This is a genomic window from Microbacterium sp. MYb66, assembly GCF_002979435.1.
Lineage (GTDB): Bacteria > Actinomycetota > Actinomycetes > Actinomycetales > Microbacteriaceae > Microbacterium.
Genome location: NZ_PCOV01000003.1, coordinates 511,017 through 529,550, shown reverse-complemented (window position 1 = coordinate 529,550; position 18,534 = coordinate 511,017). Strand labels below are relative to the sequence as shown.

At 68.1% G+C, this 18,534-nt stretch carries 16 protein-coding genes; 7 read left to right on the top strand and 9 right to left on the bottom strand.

The window, feature by feature from the left end; all coding sequences use genetic code 11:
- The first annotated feature begins 3 nt into the window (after positions 1-3).
- Genes CQ045_RS09765 through CQ045_RS09755 form a run of 3 tightly spaced genes read left to right on the top strand, consistent with a single transcriptional unit; the run spans position 4 to position 2,893 of the window.
- A complete protein-coding gene (locus CQ045_RS09765) occupies positions 4-1,095 on the top strand; it encodes an enolase C-terminal domain-like protein (protein WP_105723107.1) in 1,092 nt (363 codons plus the stop codon).
- Positions 1,092-1,931, top strand: a complete 840-nt coding sequence (locus CQ045_RS09760) for an amidohydrolase (protein ID WP_105723105.1) — start codon at positions 1,092-1,094, stop codon at positions 1,929-1,931. The genes CQ045_RS09765 and CQ045_RS09760 overlap by 4 nt, the downstream gene beginning before the upstream one ends.
- On the top strand, positions 1,928-2,893 hold the full coding sequence (locus CQ045_RS09755) for an aldo/keto reductase (protein WP_105723103.1): 966 nt from the start codon (positions 1,928-1,930) through the stop codon (positions 2,891-2,893). The genes CQ045_RS09760 and CQ045_RS09755 overlap by 4 nt, the downstream gene beginning before the upstream one ends.
- A gap of 13 nt (positions 2,894-2,906) precedes the next feature.
- Here CQ045_RS09755 and CQ045_RS09750 read toward each other — a convergent pair whose 3' ends face one another.
- Genes CQ045_RS09750 through CQ045_RS09730 form a run of 5 tightly spaced genes read right to left on the bottom strand, consistent with a single transcriptional unit; the run spans position 2,907 to position 7,953 of the window.
- Positions 2,907-3,785, bottom strand: coding sequence for a carbohydrate ABC transporter permease (locus CQ045_RS09750; RefSeq protein ID WP_105723101.1), 879 nt, complete (start codon positions 3,783-3,785; stop codon positions 2,907-2,909).
- Positions 3,782-4,774, bottom strand: a complete 993-nt coding sequence (locus tag CQ045_RS09745) for a carbohydrate ABC transporter permease (RefSeq protein WP_105723099.1) — start codon at positions 4,772-4,774, stop codon at positions 3,782-3,784. Before CQ045_RS09745 ends, CQ045_RS09750 begins: the two co-directional genes overlap by 4 nt.
- Positions 4,771-6,171 (bottom strand): N-acetylglucosamine/diacetylchitobiose ABC transporter substrate-binding protein, encoded by a 1,401-nt coding sequence (gene ngcE / locus CQ045_RS09740; RefSeq protein ID WP_105723097.1) that lies wholly within the window; start codon positions 6,169-6,171, stop codon positions 4,771-4,773. Before ngcE ends, CQ045_RS09745 begins: the two co-directional genes overlap by 4 nt.
- Positions 6,172-6,212: 41 nt before the next feature.
- Entirely contained in the window at positions 6,213-6,992 is a 780-nt protein-coding gene (locus CQ045_RS09735) for a sugar isomerase domain-containing protein (protein ID WP_105723095.1), read from the bottom strand.
- A 13-nt stretch (positions 6,993-7,005) separates the two neighbouring features.
- Entirely contained in the window at positions 7,006-7,953 is a 948-nt protein-coding gene (locus CQ045_RS09730; protein WP_105723093.1) for a MurR/RpiR family transcriptional regulator, read from the bottom strand.
- A 59-nt stretch (positions 7,954-8,012) separates the two neighbouring features.
- Between CQ045_RS09730 and CQ045_RS09725 the strand changes: the two genes are divergently transcribed.
- The 3 genes from CQ045_RS09725 (at position 8,013) to CQ045_RS09715 (ending at position 12,457) form a co-directional block, all read left to right on the top strand.
- Positions 8,013-9,077 (top strand): N-acetylglucosamine kinase, encoded by a 1,065-nt coding sequence (locus tag CQ045_RS09725; RefSeq protein WP_105723091.1) that lies wholly within the window; start codon positions 8,013-8,015, stop codon positions 9,075-9,077.
- Between the two features lie 150 nt (positions 9,078-9,227).
- Complete coding sequence (locus tag CQ045_RS09720; RefSeq protein WP_105723089.1) at positions 9,228-11,561, top strand: hypothetical protein; 2,334 nt, start codon at positions 9,228-9,230, stop codon at positions 11,559-11,561.
- A 143-nt stretch (positions 11,562-11,704) separates the two neighbouring features.
- Entirely contained in the window at positions 11,705-12,457 is a 753-nt protein-coding gene (locus CQ045_RS09715) for an SDR family NAD(P)-dependent oxidoreductase (protein WP_105723087.1), read from the top strand.
- A gap of 3 nt (positions 12,458-12,460) precedes the next feature.
- On the opposite strand, the gene CQ045_RS09710 is transcribed toward CQ045_RS09715, so the two are convergent.
- The 3 genes from CQ045_RS09710 to CQ045_RS09700 form a co-directional block, all read right to left on the bottom strand.
- Positions 12,461-12,778 (bottom strand): metalloregulator ArsR/SmtB family transcription factor, encoded by a 318-nt coding sequence (locus CQ045_RS09710; RefSeq protein ID WP_308737015.1) that lies wholly within the window; start codon positions 12,776-12,778, stop codon positions 12,461-12,463.
- Positions 12,775-13,257 (bottom strand): SRPBCC domain-containing protein, encoded by a 483-nt coding sequence (locus tag CQ045_RS09705; protein ID WP_105723256.1) that lies wholly within the window; start codon positions 13,255-13,257, stop codon positions 12,775-12,777. Before CQ045_RS09705 ends, CQ045_RS09710 begins: the two co-directional genes overlap by 4 nt.
- Positions 13,258-13,396: 139 nt before the next feature.
- Positions 13,397-14,623 (bottom strand): MFS transporter, encoded by a 1,227-nt coding sequence (locus CQ045_RS09700; protein WP_105723085.1) that lies wholly within the window; start codon positions 14,621-14,623, stop codon positions 13,397-13,399.
- A 133-nt stretch (positions 14,624-14,756) separates the two neighbouring features.
- On the opposite strand from CQ045_RS09700, the gene CQ045_RS09695 reads away from it, so the two are divergent.
- Complete coding sequence (locus CQ045_RS09695; protein WP_105723083.1) at positions 14,757-16,358, top strand: SDR family oxidoreductase; 1,602 nt, start codon at positions 14,757-14,759, stop codon at positions 16,356-16,358.
- Positions 16,359-16,381: 23 nt separating this feature from the next.
- Here the strand turns inward: CQ045_RS09695 and CQ045_RS09690 are convergent, their stop codons facing one another.
- Positions 16,382-18,397, bottom strand: a complete 2,016-nt coding sequence (locus tag CQ045_RS09690) for a BCCT family transporter (RefSeq protein ID WP_105723081.1) — start codon at positions 18,395-18,397, stop codon at positions 16,382-16,384.
- Between the last annotated feature and the right edge of the window lie 137 nt (positions 18,398-18,534).

Sequence of the window (18,534 nt, the reverse complement as noted above, 5' to 3'; positions counted from 1 at the left end):
CTGATGAGAATCACGCACGTCGAGACGCATCGCGTCCCCATCCCCGCTGCCGCTCCGGCCTTCTCATGGCGATCCGGACTGGACGGCAGTCCGGCAGACGACCACGGAGCGATCCTGCATCTGCGCACCGATGAGGGCATCGAAGGGGTCGCGTTGCTGAAGCGCCCGGGAAGCGCGCCGCAACTCGAGCAGGCCGTGGAGGCGCTGTTCCGTCGAGAGCTGGTCGGACAGGACCCGTTCGATCGGGAGCACCTCTGGCATCGGCTCTGGGAGCTCGATCGCATCCACGAACTGCCGCTGCCCTTGCTCGGCGTCGTCGACGTGGCACTGTGGGACCTCGCGGCACGGGCTGCGGGTCTGCCGCTGTGGCAGCTGCTCGGCGGTGCGCGCCACGCGATCCCGGCCTACGCGTCGACGACCACCTTCGACAGCGTGGAGGAATACCTCGACGTCGCCGACCAGTGCCTCGAGCTGGGGTACACCGCGGTGAAGCTGCACGCATGGGGAGATGCCCGACGCGACGCCAAGCTGTGCGAAGCCCTGAGGTCGCACGTCGGCGACGACGTGCCGCTCATGTACGACGGGTCCGCCGGATTCGACCTCCCCGACGCCATCCACGTCGGGCGCGCCATGTCCGCGAACGGCTATCTCTGGTACGAGGAGCCGATGCGGGAGTTCAGCGTGCATGCCTACCGTCGGCTGGCCGCCTCGGTGGATGTGCCCCTGCTCGTCGCGGAGACCTCCGACGGCGCCCATATGAACACGGCTGATTTCATCGCGGCCGGAACCGCCACGTTCGGCGTGCGAGCGGACACGGTCCTCAAGGGCGGCATCACCGGAGCGATGCGCATCGCGCATCTCGCCGACGCCTTCCGGATCCGAGTCGAGATCCACGGGTCGGACGCTCCGAACCGCCACCTGTGCATGGCGATCCCGAACACCACGTACTACGAATCGCTCGTCACCAGCACTCGGGTGACCCGGGAGTCCTACGTCGACTCGACCGGACTCGTGCATGCGCCGAAGGGCCTCGGGATCGGACTTCCGGCAGGTCTCAACTATCCGATCGAGCTCGAGCAGTTCGTCGAGTCATGATGGGTGCCGGCTCTCCTCGCATCGACGCGCACCATCACCTCTGGGATCTCGATCGGCGCCCGCAACCGTGGATCGACCATGACGTGCTGTCCCGATCCTTTCCCCCGCAGGAGTACGAAGCGCAGCGGGCCGCCGCACGCTTCGACGGGTCGGTGCTCGTGCAGAACCTCTGTGAGGAAGACGAGACGGCAGAGCTGCTGACGCTCGCGGCGGAGAACCCATGGATCCGTGGTGTCGTCGGATGGGTGGACCTCACCGGCGACGTCGACGACAGCGTCGCGCGGCTCCGCGGACTCCCTGGCGGTCATCGCCTCGTGGGGATCCGTCACCAGGTGCAGATGGAAGACGATTCCGACTGGCTGTGCCGTGTCGCCGTCCGGCGCGGACTCGAACGTCTCGCGGCGAACGGGCTCGCGTTCGATGCGGTGGTGCGACCGGACCAGCTCGACTCCGTGGTGAGGTCGGCGCAGGACGTCCCTGCGCTGCGCTGGGTCCTCGATCACCTGGGCAACCCGCTCGATGGCAGGGGAAGCGACGAATGGCGCACCTCCATCAGCACCCTCGGCGATCTCCCGAACGTCGCGGTCAAACTCTCCGGCCTCGGCAACCTCGCCGGAACCGGCTGGACAGCGGACATGGTGGATCCCGTCGTCCATCACGCGATCGCGGCCTTCGGAGTCGACCGCACCATGTTCGGATCCGATTGGCCCGTGTGCCTGATCACCGGCGACTTCGAACAGGTACTCGCCGCTGCCGAACAGTGGTGCCGATCGCTGGAAGAGCACGAGAAGGCCGCGGTCTTCGGGGCTACCGCCGAACGCTGGTACGCGCTGTGATCGGCGGTCCAGGCCCCGCGTCCCTGGGATTCGGCGCCGCGCCGCTGGGAAACCTCTTCCGTCCCATCTCGGACGACGACGCCCGAGCGGCCGTGGACGCTGCCTGGATGGCGGGCGTCAGGTACTTCGACACAGCTCCTTTCTACGGCCTGGGGTTGTCGGAGTCTCGTCTGGGTGAGGCCCTCGCCGATCGTCCGCGGGACTCCTTCGTCCTCTCCACCAAGGTGGGGCGCAGGCTGCTCGAAGACAGCCGCACGTCCGTCGACGGGCTCATCGACGGACAATGGGCATTGCCGAGCGGCCGCAACTGGGTGCGGGACTACTCGCGCGACGGGGTCCTGAAGACTCTCGAGGAGAGCCTTCAGCGCCTCGCCTGCGACCGGATCGACGTCGTCTACCTCCACGACCCGGACGATCATCTGGATCAGGTCGAACGCGAAGCGGCGCCGATGCTCGCGGAGTTGCGCGATCAGGGCGTCATCTCCGCCTTCGGCGTGGGCACCTCCGATTGGCGCGCGGCCGCCAGGCTCGTCGGATCGACCGACATCGACGGGGTGATGATCGCGGGCAGATGGACGCTCTTGGATCGTTCGGCCGCACCACTGCTCGAATGCGCGCGCGAGGCAGGGGTCTGGGTGGTCGCGGCGGGGCCCTTCAACTCCGGTCTGCTCTCACGCCCGTGGCCGGAGGATGGAGCACGCTTCGAGTACTCGCCTGCCGGCACCGCCCTCGTCGGTCTCGCTCGGGATCTGGCGCTGGCGTGCCGTCGACACGGCGTCGAGCTGCCCGATGCGGCGATCCAGTTCGCCACTCGCACCGAGGGGATCGTCGCTGTCGTGGCCGGAATCGCCTCTGCGGCGGAAGCGGTCGCGGACGAAGCGGCTTTCCGTCGCGAGATCCCGTCCGGCCTCTGGGACGAGTTGGACCGGATCGTCCGAGACCACCGCGGAGACGGTAAGTGAGGCCCGCCTCGACCTAGCGGAACGTTCCCTGGGCCACCGAACCTTGGAGCTTGCGCTGGAAGAAGATGTACACGACGAGGACCGGCAGGATGGTCATCACCGCCGCGGCGAACAGCGCCCCGAAGTCGATGGAGTATCCCGCGCTCGCTGCGAAGGTCGCCATGCCCTGCGAGATCACGTAGTTGTCCCGGTTCGTGTTGAGGACGACCGGCAGCAGGAACTGGTTCCACAGGCCCAGGAAGTTCAGGATCGCCACGGAGGCGATCCCGGGGGTCGCCATCGGCAGCATGATCGCGAAGAACGTCCGCCAGTCACCGGCGCCGTCGATGAGCGCCGCCTCGTAGACATCGTGCGGGAGCTGCTTGAAGAACGAGTAGAGGAAGAACATCGTGAAGGGGAGCGCGAACGCCACGTAGGTGAGGATCAGCCCCGGCCAGGTGTTGAGCAGACCCATGTTCTGCAGGATGAAGAACAGGGGGACGATCGCCAGGAAGACCGGGAACGCCATCGCGGCCAGCATGACGTTGTAGATGAGCCTGTTGCCGCGGAAGCGGAATCGGGCGAGCACGTACGCGAGCATCGATCCGAGCAGCATGACGAGGATCAGTGAGCTGCCGACGACGAGCACGGTGTTGAAGAAGTACCGACCGATGCCCGCGTCGCTCCACGCCTTCACATAGTTGTCGAAGGAGAGCTGCGCGGGCAGGGAGAACGGCGATCCGAGGATCTCCTTCGTGGTCTTGAAGCTCGACATGACCGTCCACAGGAACGGCACGATGACGATGATCGTCCAGATGCCGAGCAGGAGATGCGAGGTGCCCGAGACACCGAGGTCTGCCCTCCGCGCGCGCGCCGTCCGCCCGGTCCGTCTTTCCACGACCGCGCTGCTCATGCGTGGTCACCTCCATCTTTCCCGCGGATGAGGCGGAACACTCCGAAGACGAGCGCCGCATAGACCAGGGTGACGAGAGCGAGGACGATGCCGATCGCCGTCGCATAGCCGAACTTCCCCTGGAAGAACGCGACGTTGTAGAGGTACTGCGTCATGGTGAGCGTCGCGTAGTTCGGACCGCCCTGCGCGTTCAGCGCCGCCATGTAGACGAAGGAGTCGACCGCGACGAGACCGAGGTAGATGTACGCGGTCTGGAAGCTCGAGGCAATCTGGGGCAGGGTCACGGACACCGCGATGCGGAACCGTCCGGCACCGTCGAGGCGCGCTGCCTCGTACGTCTCCGCCGGGATCCCCTTGATCGCCGCGATGAAGAGGATCGTGTAGAAGCCGACCAGGCTCCAGACGATGACGAAGACAGAGGCCGCCATCGCCGTCGACTCATCTCCGAGCCACGGGAAGCTCGTGAACTGGTCGAGGCCGATCGCGGTCAGGAACCCGTTGAGGAGCCCCCTGGACGGGTCGTACACCTGCGCCCAGATGATGCCGATGACGATCGCCGGGACGCAGTAGGGGAAGAACGAGGCCACGCGGTAGAACGCGGAGCCGCGGAGTCCCTGGATGTTGCCGATGCTCGGGCCGCCCGTCGTCACGACGCAGGCGATCGCGAAGGCGACGGTCAGCGTCAGCGTCGGCACGACGAGAGCGAGCACGATGGAGTTCCGCACGGACTTCAGGAGCACCTCGTCGCCGAGCATCTGCGTGAAGTTCTGCAGTCCGACCCACTCGAGCTGATCCGAGTACCCGCCCCAACTCGTGAGCGAGTAGTAGGTGGACTGAGCGAACGGCAGGAGCACGAAGATGGCGAACAGGATGAGAGGGGCGACCAGGAACACCAGCATGAAGCTGATCCGGTCGAGGTTGGGCCGCCGACGCGGCCGGGGAGGCGCTGTGCGCTCCCCCGGCCCCGCCGCAGTCAGGAGCGCAGTCATTTGCCGTAGTCGTATTCTTTCTTGGGCTTCGACGTGTCGGCGGCGGCCGCCGCGCTGAGCTTCTCCTGCGCGTCGATGAGTTCCTGAGCAGTGATGTCCCCGGCCAGGAACGACACCCAGTACGGCGCATCCTGGATCCCGTAGTACCCGGAGTAGCTGTTCGACACCCAGCTGAAGAGGTCGTCTCCGGCGTCCTCCATGACACCCATGGTCGACGCCAGTGCACTCGAGCCGAAGCCGTCAGCAGGGACCGTGCCCTCGACGACGGTCGGAGCGAGCGTCAGCTCGGAGAACTTCGACGCGGCTTCCTTGGAGAAGAGAGCACGGAGGAACTCCTTGCCGCCTGCCGTGCTCGCGGCCGACTTCGGCACGGCCCACGGGATCGCCGGTCCTGCCTGTACGGCCTCGAAGGGGAGCGCCGCGTCAGCGGCGTCGAGCAGCGGCGCGGGCCATGCGGTCATCTCGAAGCCGTCGGCCGTCGCATCCTTCATCTCCGACTCGATCCAGGAGCCCGAGTAGTAGAAGAGCGCCTCCTGGTCGTTGGACCACTGCGCCTGCGCTTGAGTGAACTGCGTGCCCGCGCCTCCGGGGACGAAGCAGTCGTCAGCGATGAGGCTCTCCATCTGGCCGAGTACGTCCTTCACGGCAGGGTTCGACCATGCTCCCGGCTTGAGGTTCGAGATGTCGTTGATGACGTCGACGCCTCCCTGTTTGATCGCCGAGTCGAGCACCAGCCACTGGTAGTAGACGGCAGACTCCTTGCCGAAGGTGAAGAGGTATTTGTCCTTCGCTCTCGCCTCGGTGCAGAGGTCCGCCATCTCCGACCAGGTCGTGGGCGGTTCCCAGCCGTTCTCCTCGAACAGGGAATGCGAGTACCACAGGGAGAAGAGCGTCATGACGTAGTTCGCGTTGAGGTAGCCGTCGTCGTACTCGCCGACCTCCTTCACCCCGGGGAAGACCGCATCGGAGACCTTCACGCCGTCGTAGTTCTTCGTGTCCCAGAAGTCGCCCAGATCCTCGAGCTGATCCTGGATGCTGGTGATGGGGATCGCATCCGCCCCGTCGTTGGTGAACGAGTCCGGCGGTGTGCCGCCGACGAAGCGAGGTTGCAGAGACTGCGAGAGGTTGTTGGAGGGCGTGATCTGGACGCTGATCCCGTCTCCGAGCTGCTTCTCGACGAGGTCCGCGGCGTACTCCGCATACTCGGTGCCGTATCCGCCGTCGAACACCACGATGTCGATCTTGGTGTTCGCCGCGACACCGAACGGGTTGTCCGGGGAGACGGTGCCGCCCTCGGATTCGGAGGAGCCTGGACCGGCGCAGCCTGCGAGGACGAGACAGAGTGCGGCAGCGGCGGCACTTGCGTTCAACGCCGTTCGGCGTGAGGAGCGGGGCATGAGTGACCTTCCTTCATTGGGGGTTACTTGCGGGTGTGCAGCTATCGGGTCGAGCGCTCATCGAGGTACGCGTACGGGAGGATGCGAGCACCGAAGCGGGCCTGGAGCCCGATGTTGTGCTGGTCGCCGCCGGGGATGTTCGCGGAGATGTACATCGGCGGCAGCTCCGCATCGAGCCGCAGCCGGTCCGCGGTGCCGAGCGTCAGGAGCTGGGCGATGTACGCCGCGGTGATCGACGACACGGCGCCGGCCCGCAAGCCGTCGGCCACCTCGATCGTGGCGTCGCCGAACGGCGCGAGGTTGTCGATCACGACGTCGGCCACCTCGAACAGTCGCTTGCCGCTCGGATGCTTCGTCTGCACGGCGCGGGAGTGCTCAAGGCTGGTGACGGCGATGACCGGGAGCCCTTCCGCCTTGGCGCGCAGCGCGAGTCCCACGGTGGAGCCGTTCGCGCCGGAGTTCGAGGCGATGATGAACGCGTCCTCCTGGCGGATGTCGTAGAGATCGAACAGCTCGTCGGCGACCGTGTGGTCGCGCTCGAACTCGGGCCGGCCCATCTCGGCCAGCTCCCGGGATCCGAGGAGCACCAGGTCGCGCAGGGAGATCTGATGGGTCGGGATGAAGCCGCCGGCACGGCCGGCGATCTCCATGGCGAACGCCTCGGAGTGCCCCGTGCCGAATGCGTGTATGACGCCGCCGCGCTGCAGCGACGAGCTCAGGATCTCGATCGCGGCGTCGAGACCGCCGGACGCGGCCGAGCGGTCGAGAGCCTCGATGCGGTTCCGTACCTCATCGGCGAATGCGGGGAAGAGCTGGGACATCGGTGGTACTCCTTCAGGACTTCGGCGGCGACGGTTCCCCCGCGCGAGGGGCGGGGCGGGCGGAACGCGAGTTCAGTCGGCGACCGGAGATCGCATTCATGGCCGCTGCCGCGTTGCGTTCCTTCTTCTCCTCGCGGTTCCAGGAGGCGAGCAGATAGAGCAGGTCGGCGGCGAACGTCTGGACGTGCGAGGAGGTGAGGCTCCCGAGATCGAGGTAGTCGTTCGGCGGCGCGGTCTGGATCACCACCTCGACGTCTTCGGCGATGGTCGTGTGCGGGTTGCTGGTGATCGCGACCGTCCACGCTCCGCTCGCGCGGGCCTCGGCGAGCATCTCGATCGTGTCGCTCGTCTCTCCGGAGCTCGAGATGCCGATCGCGACCGCGCCCTCGGGGAGGATGGCTCCGCTCATCAGCCCCAGGTGGGCGTCGGTCCATGCGCGCGCGTTGACGCCGATGAGGTACAGACGGTCCACCAGCGAGTGGGCGACGGTGCCGGAGCCGCCGACGCCGTAGACGTCGACCTGCGGGGCGTCGGAGATCATCCGCGCAACCCGACGCATGTCGCCGAGATTCACGAGGTCGGCCGACGCGCGCAGCGCCTGCACATGGCTGGCGAGGAAGGTGCGCAGCACATCCTCGTCGCTCATCTCGGGGTGTGCGGATGCACCCGGCTCGCCGACGATGCCGTCCTCTCCCACGGAGCGGCCGAGCTCGGCTGCCGCGCCGACGCGCAGTCCGGTGTAGCCGCTGTACCCGATGAACTTGCAGAAGCGGGTGACCGTCGGCGCCGAAACCCCTGCGCGCTCGGCGAACTCGAAGATCGACAGGGAGATCGGAAGGTCCGGATTCTCCAGCAGAAGACGTGCAGTCCTCGCCATGGATGCCGACATCGTCGGAACGGTGCCCTGAAGCCGGGCGCGAAGCCCGAATTCTGCGGTGACCGGAGTGGAGCCTGTTGCCACTGTGAGATTTCCGTTCTCTAAATACCGTTGATTGTGAAAGATAGTTTTATGCTTCCGGAATGTCAACAGTGAATCGCCCACCGGGGACAGTGCGTCCGGCGGGTGCGAAGATGAATCCCGTGCTGCTCGCCATCGACGCCGGAGGAACGAGTACCCGCTGCGCGGCGATCACGGAAGACGCCCGATGCCTGGGCTTCGCGCGCCACGGCGCCGGCAACCCGATCTCGGCGGGAGCCCCGATCGCCATCGCCTCCCTCGCGTCCGCGGCCGCCGACGCCCTGTCTGCGGCGCAGACCGCGCCGCAGGATGTGCACGCCGTCACCATCGCGATGGCGGGGATCAGTTCGGGCGCTTCTTTCGAGCAGTCCTTGCAGTCGGCCCTGGCATCGTTCGGCGTGCACGCCATGGTCCGATTCGACTCCGATGCGATGGCCGGCTTCTGCTCCGGGACCGCCGCCGAGAACGGGAGCGTACTCATCAGCGGCACCGGCGCGGCCGCCGCAAGGATGCACGCCGGGCAGGCGATGGCGACAGCCGATGGCCTCGGGTGGCTCCTCGGCGATGTCGGCTCCGGATTCTGGATCGGACACCAGGTCGCGCGCGCAGCACTCGCGCACCTGGACCGTCGCGGCCCGGAGACGACGTTGAGCGCACTCCTGGTCGCCGGCATGCCGGCGTCCGCGGCGACAGCAGCGCGCACGGACGACGGCCGCCCGCCCGAGATCATGCGGATCCTGACATCGACATACGCCGCCCGTCCGGTGGAGCTCGCCCGACTGGCGCCACTCGCCTTCGACGCCGCAGCCGATGGCGACGCCGTGGCCCTGTCCATCATCGACGAGGCCGCGGAGGGGCTCCACGCCACACTTCGCGCCGTGCAGGGGCCGGCGACGGATCCCGTCGTCGCGACGGGCGGGATCCTCGCGCAGCAGCCGGCGCTCCGACGGCGCATCGAAGAGCGCCTGAGCGCGGACGGAGCTCCCGTGGAGCTGATCCCCGTCGACGACGGGCTCACGGGAGCTGCGGTGCTCGCGCTCCGGGGCGCGGGCGTCAGAGTCGACGAACGAGTCAGGATGGCGCTGAGCATGAGTATCGACGACGCCCGCCGCTCCGTCACCCCCTGAACCGCGTCGAGGATCGAGCACGGCATCGCAGCCGAATCCCGATCGTGGCGAATCCTTGACACCGTGCGGGATGATCGTTACTTTCACTCCTGAAGCGGCTTCGTGAAACTGTATTCCACCGTGAGTCGCCCCGACAACAGGGAGCCATCCATGGAACGTGAATCCGCACCGGACGCTGCATCGATAGTCCATCCGCGACGCCCGCGACGACGACGGCTGCTCGCCGGCATCGTCGCGGCCGTCGTCACGGCGACAGCTCTCGCCGTCCCCCTCGTTCCCGAGCCGGCCTCGGCCGCCGGCACCCCCGAGTTCACCGACAGCTTCAATGATGCGAGGGACGCCGATCCCACCTACGGACTGAATGACTCGATCTCGACGCGGCAGAGCGGGCCCGGCAAGGGCGTGACGTACACGAGGGTCCACGGCAATTGGTCGACTCCTGCGGCGACCCCGCCCAGCTATGCCAGCCAGGTGAACCACTCCGACTTCGCGGGCAAGCTCTCGTTCTGGGCGCAGCACTCGGCCGTGCGCCTCGATGCGCCGGCGATGACCGACGCGGCGGATTCCTACACGGTGACGGCCAAGGTCAACCCGAACGCGAACGCACTGGGCGCCGACGCGGACTGGGTCTCGCTGATGCTCGCGAAGACGGGCGGATCGACCGGCTACGTGACGGCGACGACCGTGGACGCCGGGCTCACCGTGAGCCGCAACGGCAAGGTCATGCTCTACCAGCGCGGCACGGCCCTGTGGTCATCCGAGCTTCTGGCGACGAGATCGGCCACCGGTTTCGACGTCACCATCACGGTGTCCAACGCATCCACGGCGAGCCCCAGCCTCGCCGTGGCCGTCAACGGCGCCACTCGAACGGCGACACTCACCGGCGCGCTCGTGCAGCCGTACGTCCTGCTCGGCGCCTACCTGAGCAACGGTTCCGCGACGACGACAGCCGAAGTCAGCACGGTCGACGACCTCACGGTCAGCCGGGTCGCGCAGTTCGCGGACAACTTCGATGGGGCCAACGTCTACGCGTCCGACTACGGGTTGAACCAGAACCTCGGAGCGCGTGAGCCCGGGCTGGCGATGCCGCTGACGTACTCGCGCGTGCCCGGCCACTGGAGCAACACGGCGACGCCCCCCGCCACGTATTCGCAGGTGAACAACCCGAGCTTCCCGAATCAGCTCTCGTTCTGGGTCGCCCCCTCAGCGGTGAAGCTGGACATGCCCGTCTCCGCGGACAGCGCCGGCGCGTTCGAGATCCGTGCGACGGTCAAGCCTGACCCCGGATCGTTCGGAGGCGCCACGGACTGGGTCTCGATCATGCTCTCGTCGTCGAGCACCGGACGAGGCTATGTCACAGACGCCCAGAACCAGTTCAGCATGACGGTCGCTCGCGACGGCACGGTCGCGCTGTATCGCGGCGGAGTCCTGGTGGGGTCCACCTTCAGCGCCCCCATCCGCCCGAGCGGCTTCGCCGTGACCATTCGCGCGACCGACGCCGGCGCGACTCCGGATCTCGAGGTGAACGTCAACGGCGCCACTCGGACGACGTCGCTGACCTCCGCCCTGAAGAAGCCCTACCTCTATCTAGGCGCCTACATCAGCAACGGGAGCGCGACACAGCTGCGCGAAGTGAGCGCCATCGACGACCTGACGATCAGTCGTGTCGATCCGTTCCCCACACTGAAGTACTTCGGCACCTACGGAACGCGGAACGACGACTTCGCGGGGAATCACGTTCCCGACATGAAGGGGATCGCGAACCTGCACTGGATCAACGTCTCTCCGACGCTCGACGCCAGCCCGCTCTCGTACGACACCGCAGAGTTCGCCGCGTGCCCGCCGAAGGGGTGCATCCTCTACGTCGGGAGCGAGTTCTTCACACCGCAGACAGCCCAGCAGCAGCCGAACCTCAACCGTTGGAACGGCTTCGTGCAGATGCTCCAGCCGTACAAGGACAAGATCGCGGCGTACTACCTGGAGGACGAGGCCTACCTCAAGGGCGTGACCTACCAGCAGCTCGACTGGTCGGCCAAGGCGGTGCAGGCGAGTATCGATGCGGGCGACATCCCCGATCTTCCGATCATGTTCACGATGACCTACATCGACATCGCGAACTCCGTCGCCGTACCGCCCGACGTCGATTGGTACGGCATGGATGCGTACAACATGACGGAGACCGAGCTGGAGTGGTCGGCGAACCGCCTCGAGCAGATGGCCAGCGATCAGAACGACAAGATCTATCTGTTCCCGCCGAACGTCCCCGACACCTGGAACACGTGGACGACCGAGGTGCAGATCCTCGACCGGCAGTTCGAGTATCTGCGAGTCGCGAACCGTCACCCGCGCGTGATCGCGCTGCTCAACTTCGGGTTGTGGGTCAACACGGGCGCGGCAGGCAGTTCTCCTCGACCGCAGACCTACGTGCCGCGAGTCTTCGCACTGCAGGAGCGCGTCGGCGCGGCCATCATGTCTCGTCCCTGAGGAGGTTCCGTGAATGGATGCGCCCTGCGGGGCGCATCCATTCACGTGAATCCACCTCCGCTTTTCGGGCGTAGGCTGGAGAGAAGGACGGACCGTCCGAGAAGATCTCCCGGCACCGCGCCCGCCCGGAAGTGGAGTCACTCGTGGCTCAGTACGACGTCTCGAACCGCTCGGCGATCGTGACGGGAGCAGGCAGCGGAATCGGACGCTCGACCGCTCTCCTGCTGGCGAAGAACGGCGCATCCGTCGTGGTCAACGACCTGAACGCCGAGCACGCGAACGCGGTCGTGGAAGAGATCCGCGCAGCCGGCGGCACCGCCGAGGCATCGGTCGGCGATGCGACGGACGCGGCATGGATCGCCTCCTCGGTCGAACTCGCCAACACGCTCGCCCCGCTGCGCATCGGCGTCAACAACGCCGGTATCGGCGGCGCCTCCGCCCCGACCGCGGAGTACGAGGACGAGGCCTGGGACAAGGTCATCGCCATCAACCTCAACGCGGTGTTCCGCAACATGAAGGCGCAGATCCCGTCGATCCTCGCGAACGGGGGCGGATCGGTCGTGAACATCGCGTCGATCCTCGGCAGCGTCGGCTTCGCCGGTTCGCCCGCCTACGTCACCGCCAAGCACGGCGTGGTCGGCATGACCAAGTCGGCGGCGCTGGAGTACTCCGCGAAGGGCGTGCGCGTGAACTCGGTGGGCCCCGGCTTCATCGACACCCCGCTGCTCGCGAACATGGGCGCCGAGGCGAAGGACTTCCTGGTGAGCAAGCACCCGATCGGACGCCTGGGTCAGGCCGACGAGGTCGCGAACCTCGTCGCCTTCCTCGCGAGCGACGCCGCGAGCTTCATCACCGGCAGCTACCACCTGGTCGACGGCGGATACACCGCCCTCTGAGGCCTACAGGCCTTCCGCGATCTCCTTGATCGCGGCGAGGCGGCGGTCCCACTCGCGTCCGATCACGTCGAGCTTCGCCGCGGTGGCGGAGAGCTCGGCGCCGACGACGCGGAAGCGCACCTCGCGCCCGACCCGCACGGGCTCGACGAGCCCGACCTCCTGCAGGACGGCCAGGTGCTTGGCGATCGCCTGCCGAGACACCGGAAGGCGCCCGGCGAGGGCGGATGCCGATGCATCCCCCTCGCCGAGAGCCGTCAGGATGCTCCAGCGCGTCTCGTCCGCGAGTGCCGCGAACATGGGCAGCAGGGTTCCTGTGGTCACGCTTCACCTTCCACCAGGGCGACCATCTTGTCGAGCTCGAGGTCCCACCCGGTGCGGTGCGATTCGAGGTTCGCGACCGGGTCGGAAGTGCGCTCGAAACCGCTCTCGACGACCGTGAGCCGGGTACCACCGCCGGCCTCCTCGAGCGTGAAGGTGAAGACGGTCGAGGTCTTCTCGTCGATGCTCTCGGGCAGCTTCCCGAGGACGTCGTCGTTGTTCCACCGGTAGCTGATGCGTCGCGGCTCGTCGTACTCCTCGACTCGCAGCGGGATCACGTCGTAGTCGGGGAACGTCATCGTGCCGGTCGCGCCGACGCCTGCGCCGTCGAGCACGGTGCGTCCGAACCAGCGCGAGATGTGCTCGGGCTCCGCCACCGCCTGCCAGACCTTCTCGACGGATGCCGCGATGTGGATGCTCCGTCGGACGGAGAAGGTCTCCTCGTCGACGACGGATGCCTCGTTGTGGGTCATGTCGACCATGATGGGTCCTTTCGGGATCTCCCGCATGTTCCGCCGGCCGGTCGACCAGCTGCAACTCCAGAGTTGCACAACGATGGCAGTCGCGCAACCCTCAGGTTGCAGTTTGCTGCTCCACCTGCGCGGCGGATGCCGGCGGGACTCAGTCCCGGCGGGGGCGGCGCTTCTCGAGGAAGCCGGCCAGCAGCACCGCGACGAGGGCCGCGACGGGCGCGACCAGGAGCCCGGCCCGCAGGCTCTGGTTCTCGGCGATGTACCCGACGAACGGCGGCGAGAGCAGGAAGCCGAGGCGCAGCAGCCACGACACGACCGTGAGCCCGACGCCGGCGCGCAGGCCCGGCAGCTCATCGGCCGCGTGCATCGCCGCCGGGATCAGGGTCGCGATGCCGAAGCCGACCGCCGCGAACCCGAGGATCGTGCCGGGCACGGTGGGGAAGGCGAGAGCGAGCGTCATACCCACCGCTGCGATGATGCCCCCGACCCGGGCGACCCACCGCTGGCCGAAGCGATCGGTCAACGGATCGCCGATCATGCGGCCGACGAACTGCGCCCCTACCAGCGCGATGAAGCCGAGCGGAGCGATCGCGGCCGCGGCCCCCAGCGAGTCGGCGAGATACAGGGTGGCCCACGAGTTCCCGGCATCCTCGGCCACGGCGCCGGCCATCGCGATGAGGGTCAGCGCGATGATCGCGATCACGGTGCGCGGGGTCACGCCGCGGCGCAGTGCTCCGGCCAGCTCGACCGGCTCGGCCGCGGCCTCTGCGTCGACCTCATCGTCGCGTCCGGGAAGGCAGAACCGGAGGGCGACCAGGGCCACCGTGACGAACACGGCCGTGGAGATGCCGAGGTGCACGCCGAGCGGCAGCTGCAGGGCGATCGCGACCGCGGCCATCACACCGCCGAGCACGGCCCCGATCGACCAGATCGCGTGGAAGCCGTTGATGATCGAGCGCCCGTAGCGGCGCTGCACCCGAAGGCCATGGGCGTTCTGCGCGACGTCGGTGATGGCGTCGGAGGCGCCGCCGAGGAACAGGGCGACGGCGAAGAGCACACCCGACGGAGCGAGGGCGGCCGACAGCAGCCCGAGGCTCGTGAGCGCGGTGCCGATCACGGCGATGCGCGCCGAGCCGAACCGGCGGATCAGCACCGCGGCCAGGAGCCCTGCCGCGATCGCGCCGGCCGGGAACGCGGCGATCGCGAAGCCGTAGCCGAGATTGTCGAGGCCGAGCCCGGACTTGATCTCCGGGTAGCGCGGCAGGATGTTCGCGAACAGCGCTCCGTTCGTGAGGAACAGCGCGGAGACGGCGATGCGTGCGCGCCGCGACGCCTGATCCGGGGCAGGTCGTCGAATCGATTCGATGGAGGCCATGTCTACGATCGTACGATGCTCTCGGGGTTCCGGTCGACGTGTCGCCGCCGCGCGCCGTCGACGACCCCTACTGACCGTCACCGCACCCCGCAACCCCGTTCCTCCGAACGCGCCCGCGACCTACGCTCGATCCATGCCCGAACTCACCCAGCCCACCGGACGCGAAGAGTCCCTGCGCGCCGTCCCCCGCGAGGACGGCAGCATGCCGCGCGCGCTCGTGCTCGGCGCGACCGGATACATCGGCGGGCGCCTGACCCCGCGCCTGTTGAACGCCGGCTATCGCGTGCGCGTCCTCGCCAGGGACGCCGCACGCGCAGCATCCTTCCCCTGGGGCCGGGACTGCGAGATCGTCGAGGGATCGGCGGACGATGCGGATGCCGTGGCCACGGCCATGGACGACGTCGACGTCGTGTACTACCTGATCCACTCGATGTCGGCGGGTGCGGGGTTCGAGGAGAGCGACGAGCGCGCGGCGACGACGGTGGCCGACGCCGCAGCCCGAGCCGGGGTGCGACGCATCGTGTACCTCGGCGGCCTGCATCCGGACGACGTGAAGCTCTCGCCGCACCTTCGGTCCCGCGTGCACGTGGGTGAGATCTTCCTGCAGTCGGGCGTTCCCACGCTCGTGCTGCAGGCGGGCGTCGTGATCGGCTCCGGTTCGGCATCGTTCGAGATGATCCGGCACCTCACCGACGTGCTGCCGTACATGCCTGCCCCGAAGTGGGTGCGCAACCGCATCCAGCCGATCGCCGTGCGCGACGTGCTGCACTACCTCCTCGGCGCCGCCCGCGTGGACGCCGACGTGAACCGCGCCGTCGACGTCGGCGGTCCCGACGTGCTGCGCTACGGGCAGATGATGAACGGCTACGCGGTCGAGGCCGGACTGCGGCAGCGCGCCATCGCGTCCCTCCCCGTGCTCACGCCGTGGCTGGCGTCGCACTGGGTGAACCTCGTGACTCCGGTGCCGCGTTCGATCGCCCGGCCCCTCGTGGCCTCGCTGCAGAACGAGTGCATCATGAAGGACCACGCGGTCGACGACCTGATCCCCCGGCCCGAGGGCGGCCTGACGCCGTACCGGAGAGCCGTGGATCTGGCGCTCGGACGACTGCAGGCCGACACGATCGAGACCAGCTGGCAGGATGCCGAGGTCTCGGGCGCGCCCAGCGATCCCCTGCCGAGCGACCCCGACTGGGCCGGACGCACCGTGTTCACGGACTCCCGTTCGGTGACCACGACCGCCTCCCCCGCCGAGCTGTGGCGCGTGATCCTCGGCATCGGCGGCGAGAACGGCTGGTATTCCTCCCCGCTGCTGTGGGCGGTGCGGGGCTTCATGGACCGGATCGTCGGCGGCGTCGGGCTGAGCCGCGGACGCCGCAGCCGCACCGCCGCACGGGTCGGCGACGCGATCGACTTCTGGCGCGTCGAGGCGGTCGAGACGAAGGACGCCGGGTCGCTCCTGCGACTCCGCGCCGAGATGAAGGTGCCGGGGGAGGCATGGCTGGAGCTGCGCGCCGTGCCCGACGGCGCCGGCGCCCGCTACGAACAGCGTGCGATCTTCTTCCCGCGCGGGCTGACCGGACGCCTCTACTGGCTGGCCGTGCTGCCCTTCCACGGCCTGATCTTCGCGGGGATGGCAGCCCGGATCACGGCCGCCGCCGAGCAGGTCGGCGACGCGGAGGCAGACGGTCAGGCCGCTTCAGTGCGATCCGCGACCGAGTCGCCGGAACCCGCCTGATCTCCTGATCTCGCGGGGCCCGGTCAGTCCTCGCGCGGTCGCTCCGCAGCATCCGCCGCCGCCGCCGCTGCCGCCTCGTCGTCCAGCGCCGCCTCGACGACCGCATCGACCTCGGCCTGCGGGATGATGTCGATCGCCTCGGTCGCCGCCTCGTAGACCTCGGCGAGGCTGTCGTCGACGGTCGACTCGTCGATCCATGCCAGGTCGTCCTCGGAGTGGTCGTACTCGACGGGCACGAGCGCGAAGTCGTCGCCGTACTCCTCGAGCCCCGACATGACGCTGTGCCGCACGGCGGCGCGGGCATAGCGGTCCCGCAGGATCAGGGGGTCGCGCCGCAGGTCCTTCATGAACGCGATCATCATGAACGCCATGATGATCGCGAACGGCAGCGCGGCGATGATCGTCACATTCTGCAGCGACCGCAGCCCGCTCCCCTCCTCGCCGGTGACGAGCAGCACGGCGGCGATGACGCCGACCAGCACGCCCCAGACGACCGCCACCCAGCGCGCGGGCTCCGGCCGGCCCTGCTGCGAGAGCGTCCCCATCACGAGCGAGGCGGAATCCGCACCCGTGACGAAGAAGATCGCGATCAGCAGGATGAGCACGATGCTGGTGATCAGCGGGAACGGCAGGTTCTCGAGCACGCCGAACAGCACTTCCTCCGGCGGATCGACCGTGAGGTTCGCGCCGTCCATCTGCTGCTTGATCGCGGTGGTGCCGAAGATCGCGAACCAGATGAGCGAGATGACCGAGGGCACCACGATGACGACCGACACGAACTGGCGGAGGCTGCGTCCGCGCGAGATCTTGGCGATGAACATGCCGACGAACGGCGACCACGAGATCCACCACGCCCAGTAGAAGATGGTCCAGCCCGACAGGAACGCCTGCGCCTCGTCGCCCTGCGACGCCGAGCGGCCGATCATCTGCGGCAGGTCGCCGAGGAACTGCACCGCGACCGAGGGGATCACGTTGAGGATGAGCAGCGTCGGTCCGACGAAGAACACGAAGAACGCCAGCAGCAGCGCCACCACCGCGTTGATGTTCGACAGCGCCCGGATGCCCTTCGAGACGCCGGAGACCGCCGAGGCGATGAAGCATGCGGTGAGCACGGCGATCACCGCGATCAGGATGCCGTTGCCGACCGGCCCGATCCCCGTGACGATCTCGACGCCGTGGCCGATCTGCAGCGCGCCGAGGCCCAGGGAGGCCGCGGTGCCGAACAGCGTCACGATGATCGAGAAGATGTCGATCGTGCGCCCGAGCGGACCGGCCGTACGACCCTCGCCGAGCAGCGGCGCGAAGATCGAGGAGATCAGCGGCGTGCGTCCGCGACGGAAGGCGCCGTAGGCGATGGCCCCGCCGACGAGCGCGTAGAACGACCAGGCCTGCGGACCCCAGTGGTAGAGCACCTGGGCCTGTGCGGTGTGCATCGCCTCGAGCGTGTTCGCCTCGACCGTCCCCGGCGGCGGGTTCTCGAAGAAGGTCAGCGGCTCGGCCGCGCCCCAGAAGACGAGACCGATGCCCATGCCGGCGGCGAACAGCATCGAGATCCACGAGAACATCGAGAACTCGGGCTCCTCGTCGTCGCGCCCGAGCGGGATGCGGCCGTACCGGCTGAAGCCGACGAACAGCATGAAGACGAGGATGACGGTGGCGATGGTCGTGAAGAAGAACCCGAAGTACTCCACCACCCAGTCGAGCACGGTGCGGGTGGTGCCGGAGAGGTTGTCGCCCGCGAACACGCCCCATGCGATGAACGCCAGGGTCAGGGCGACCGCGACGCCGAACACCAGCGGATCGGTGCGATAGGTGCGGCCGGTCTCCTCGACCGAGACGCCGGGCACGAGCGCCGGATGCACGCTGCGCGGCGGGACCGCGGCGATGTCACGGACGATCTTGCGCGCGGTCTCGGTGGCCTTGGTGGGGAGGCGGTTCGCGCCCGTGCCGGCGGTGCTCGTGCCGGCGGCATCCGTCCGGGCGCGCGGGGCGGGGTCTCCTGCGGAGCGATCGGCGGGCTTCTCGTCAGGGATCTCCATGGCACACCATCCTGTCACGCGATATCCCGGCGCGTGGGGTGCGGAAACCCGAACCCTCCGCTCGATGCACGGCGCGTCGGCGCGGGACGCGCCGGACGGCTGCCGGATGGTCCGGGTTTTCCCGGGCGTGCCGCGGG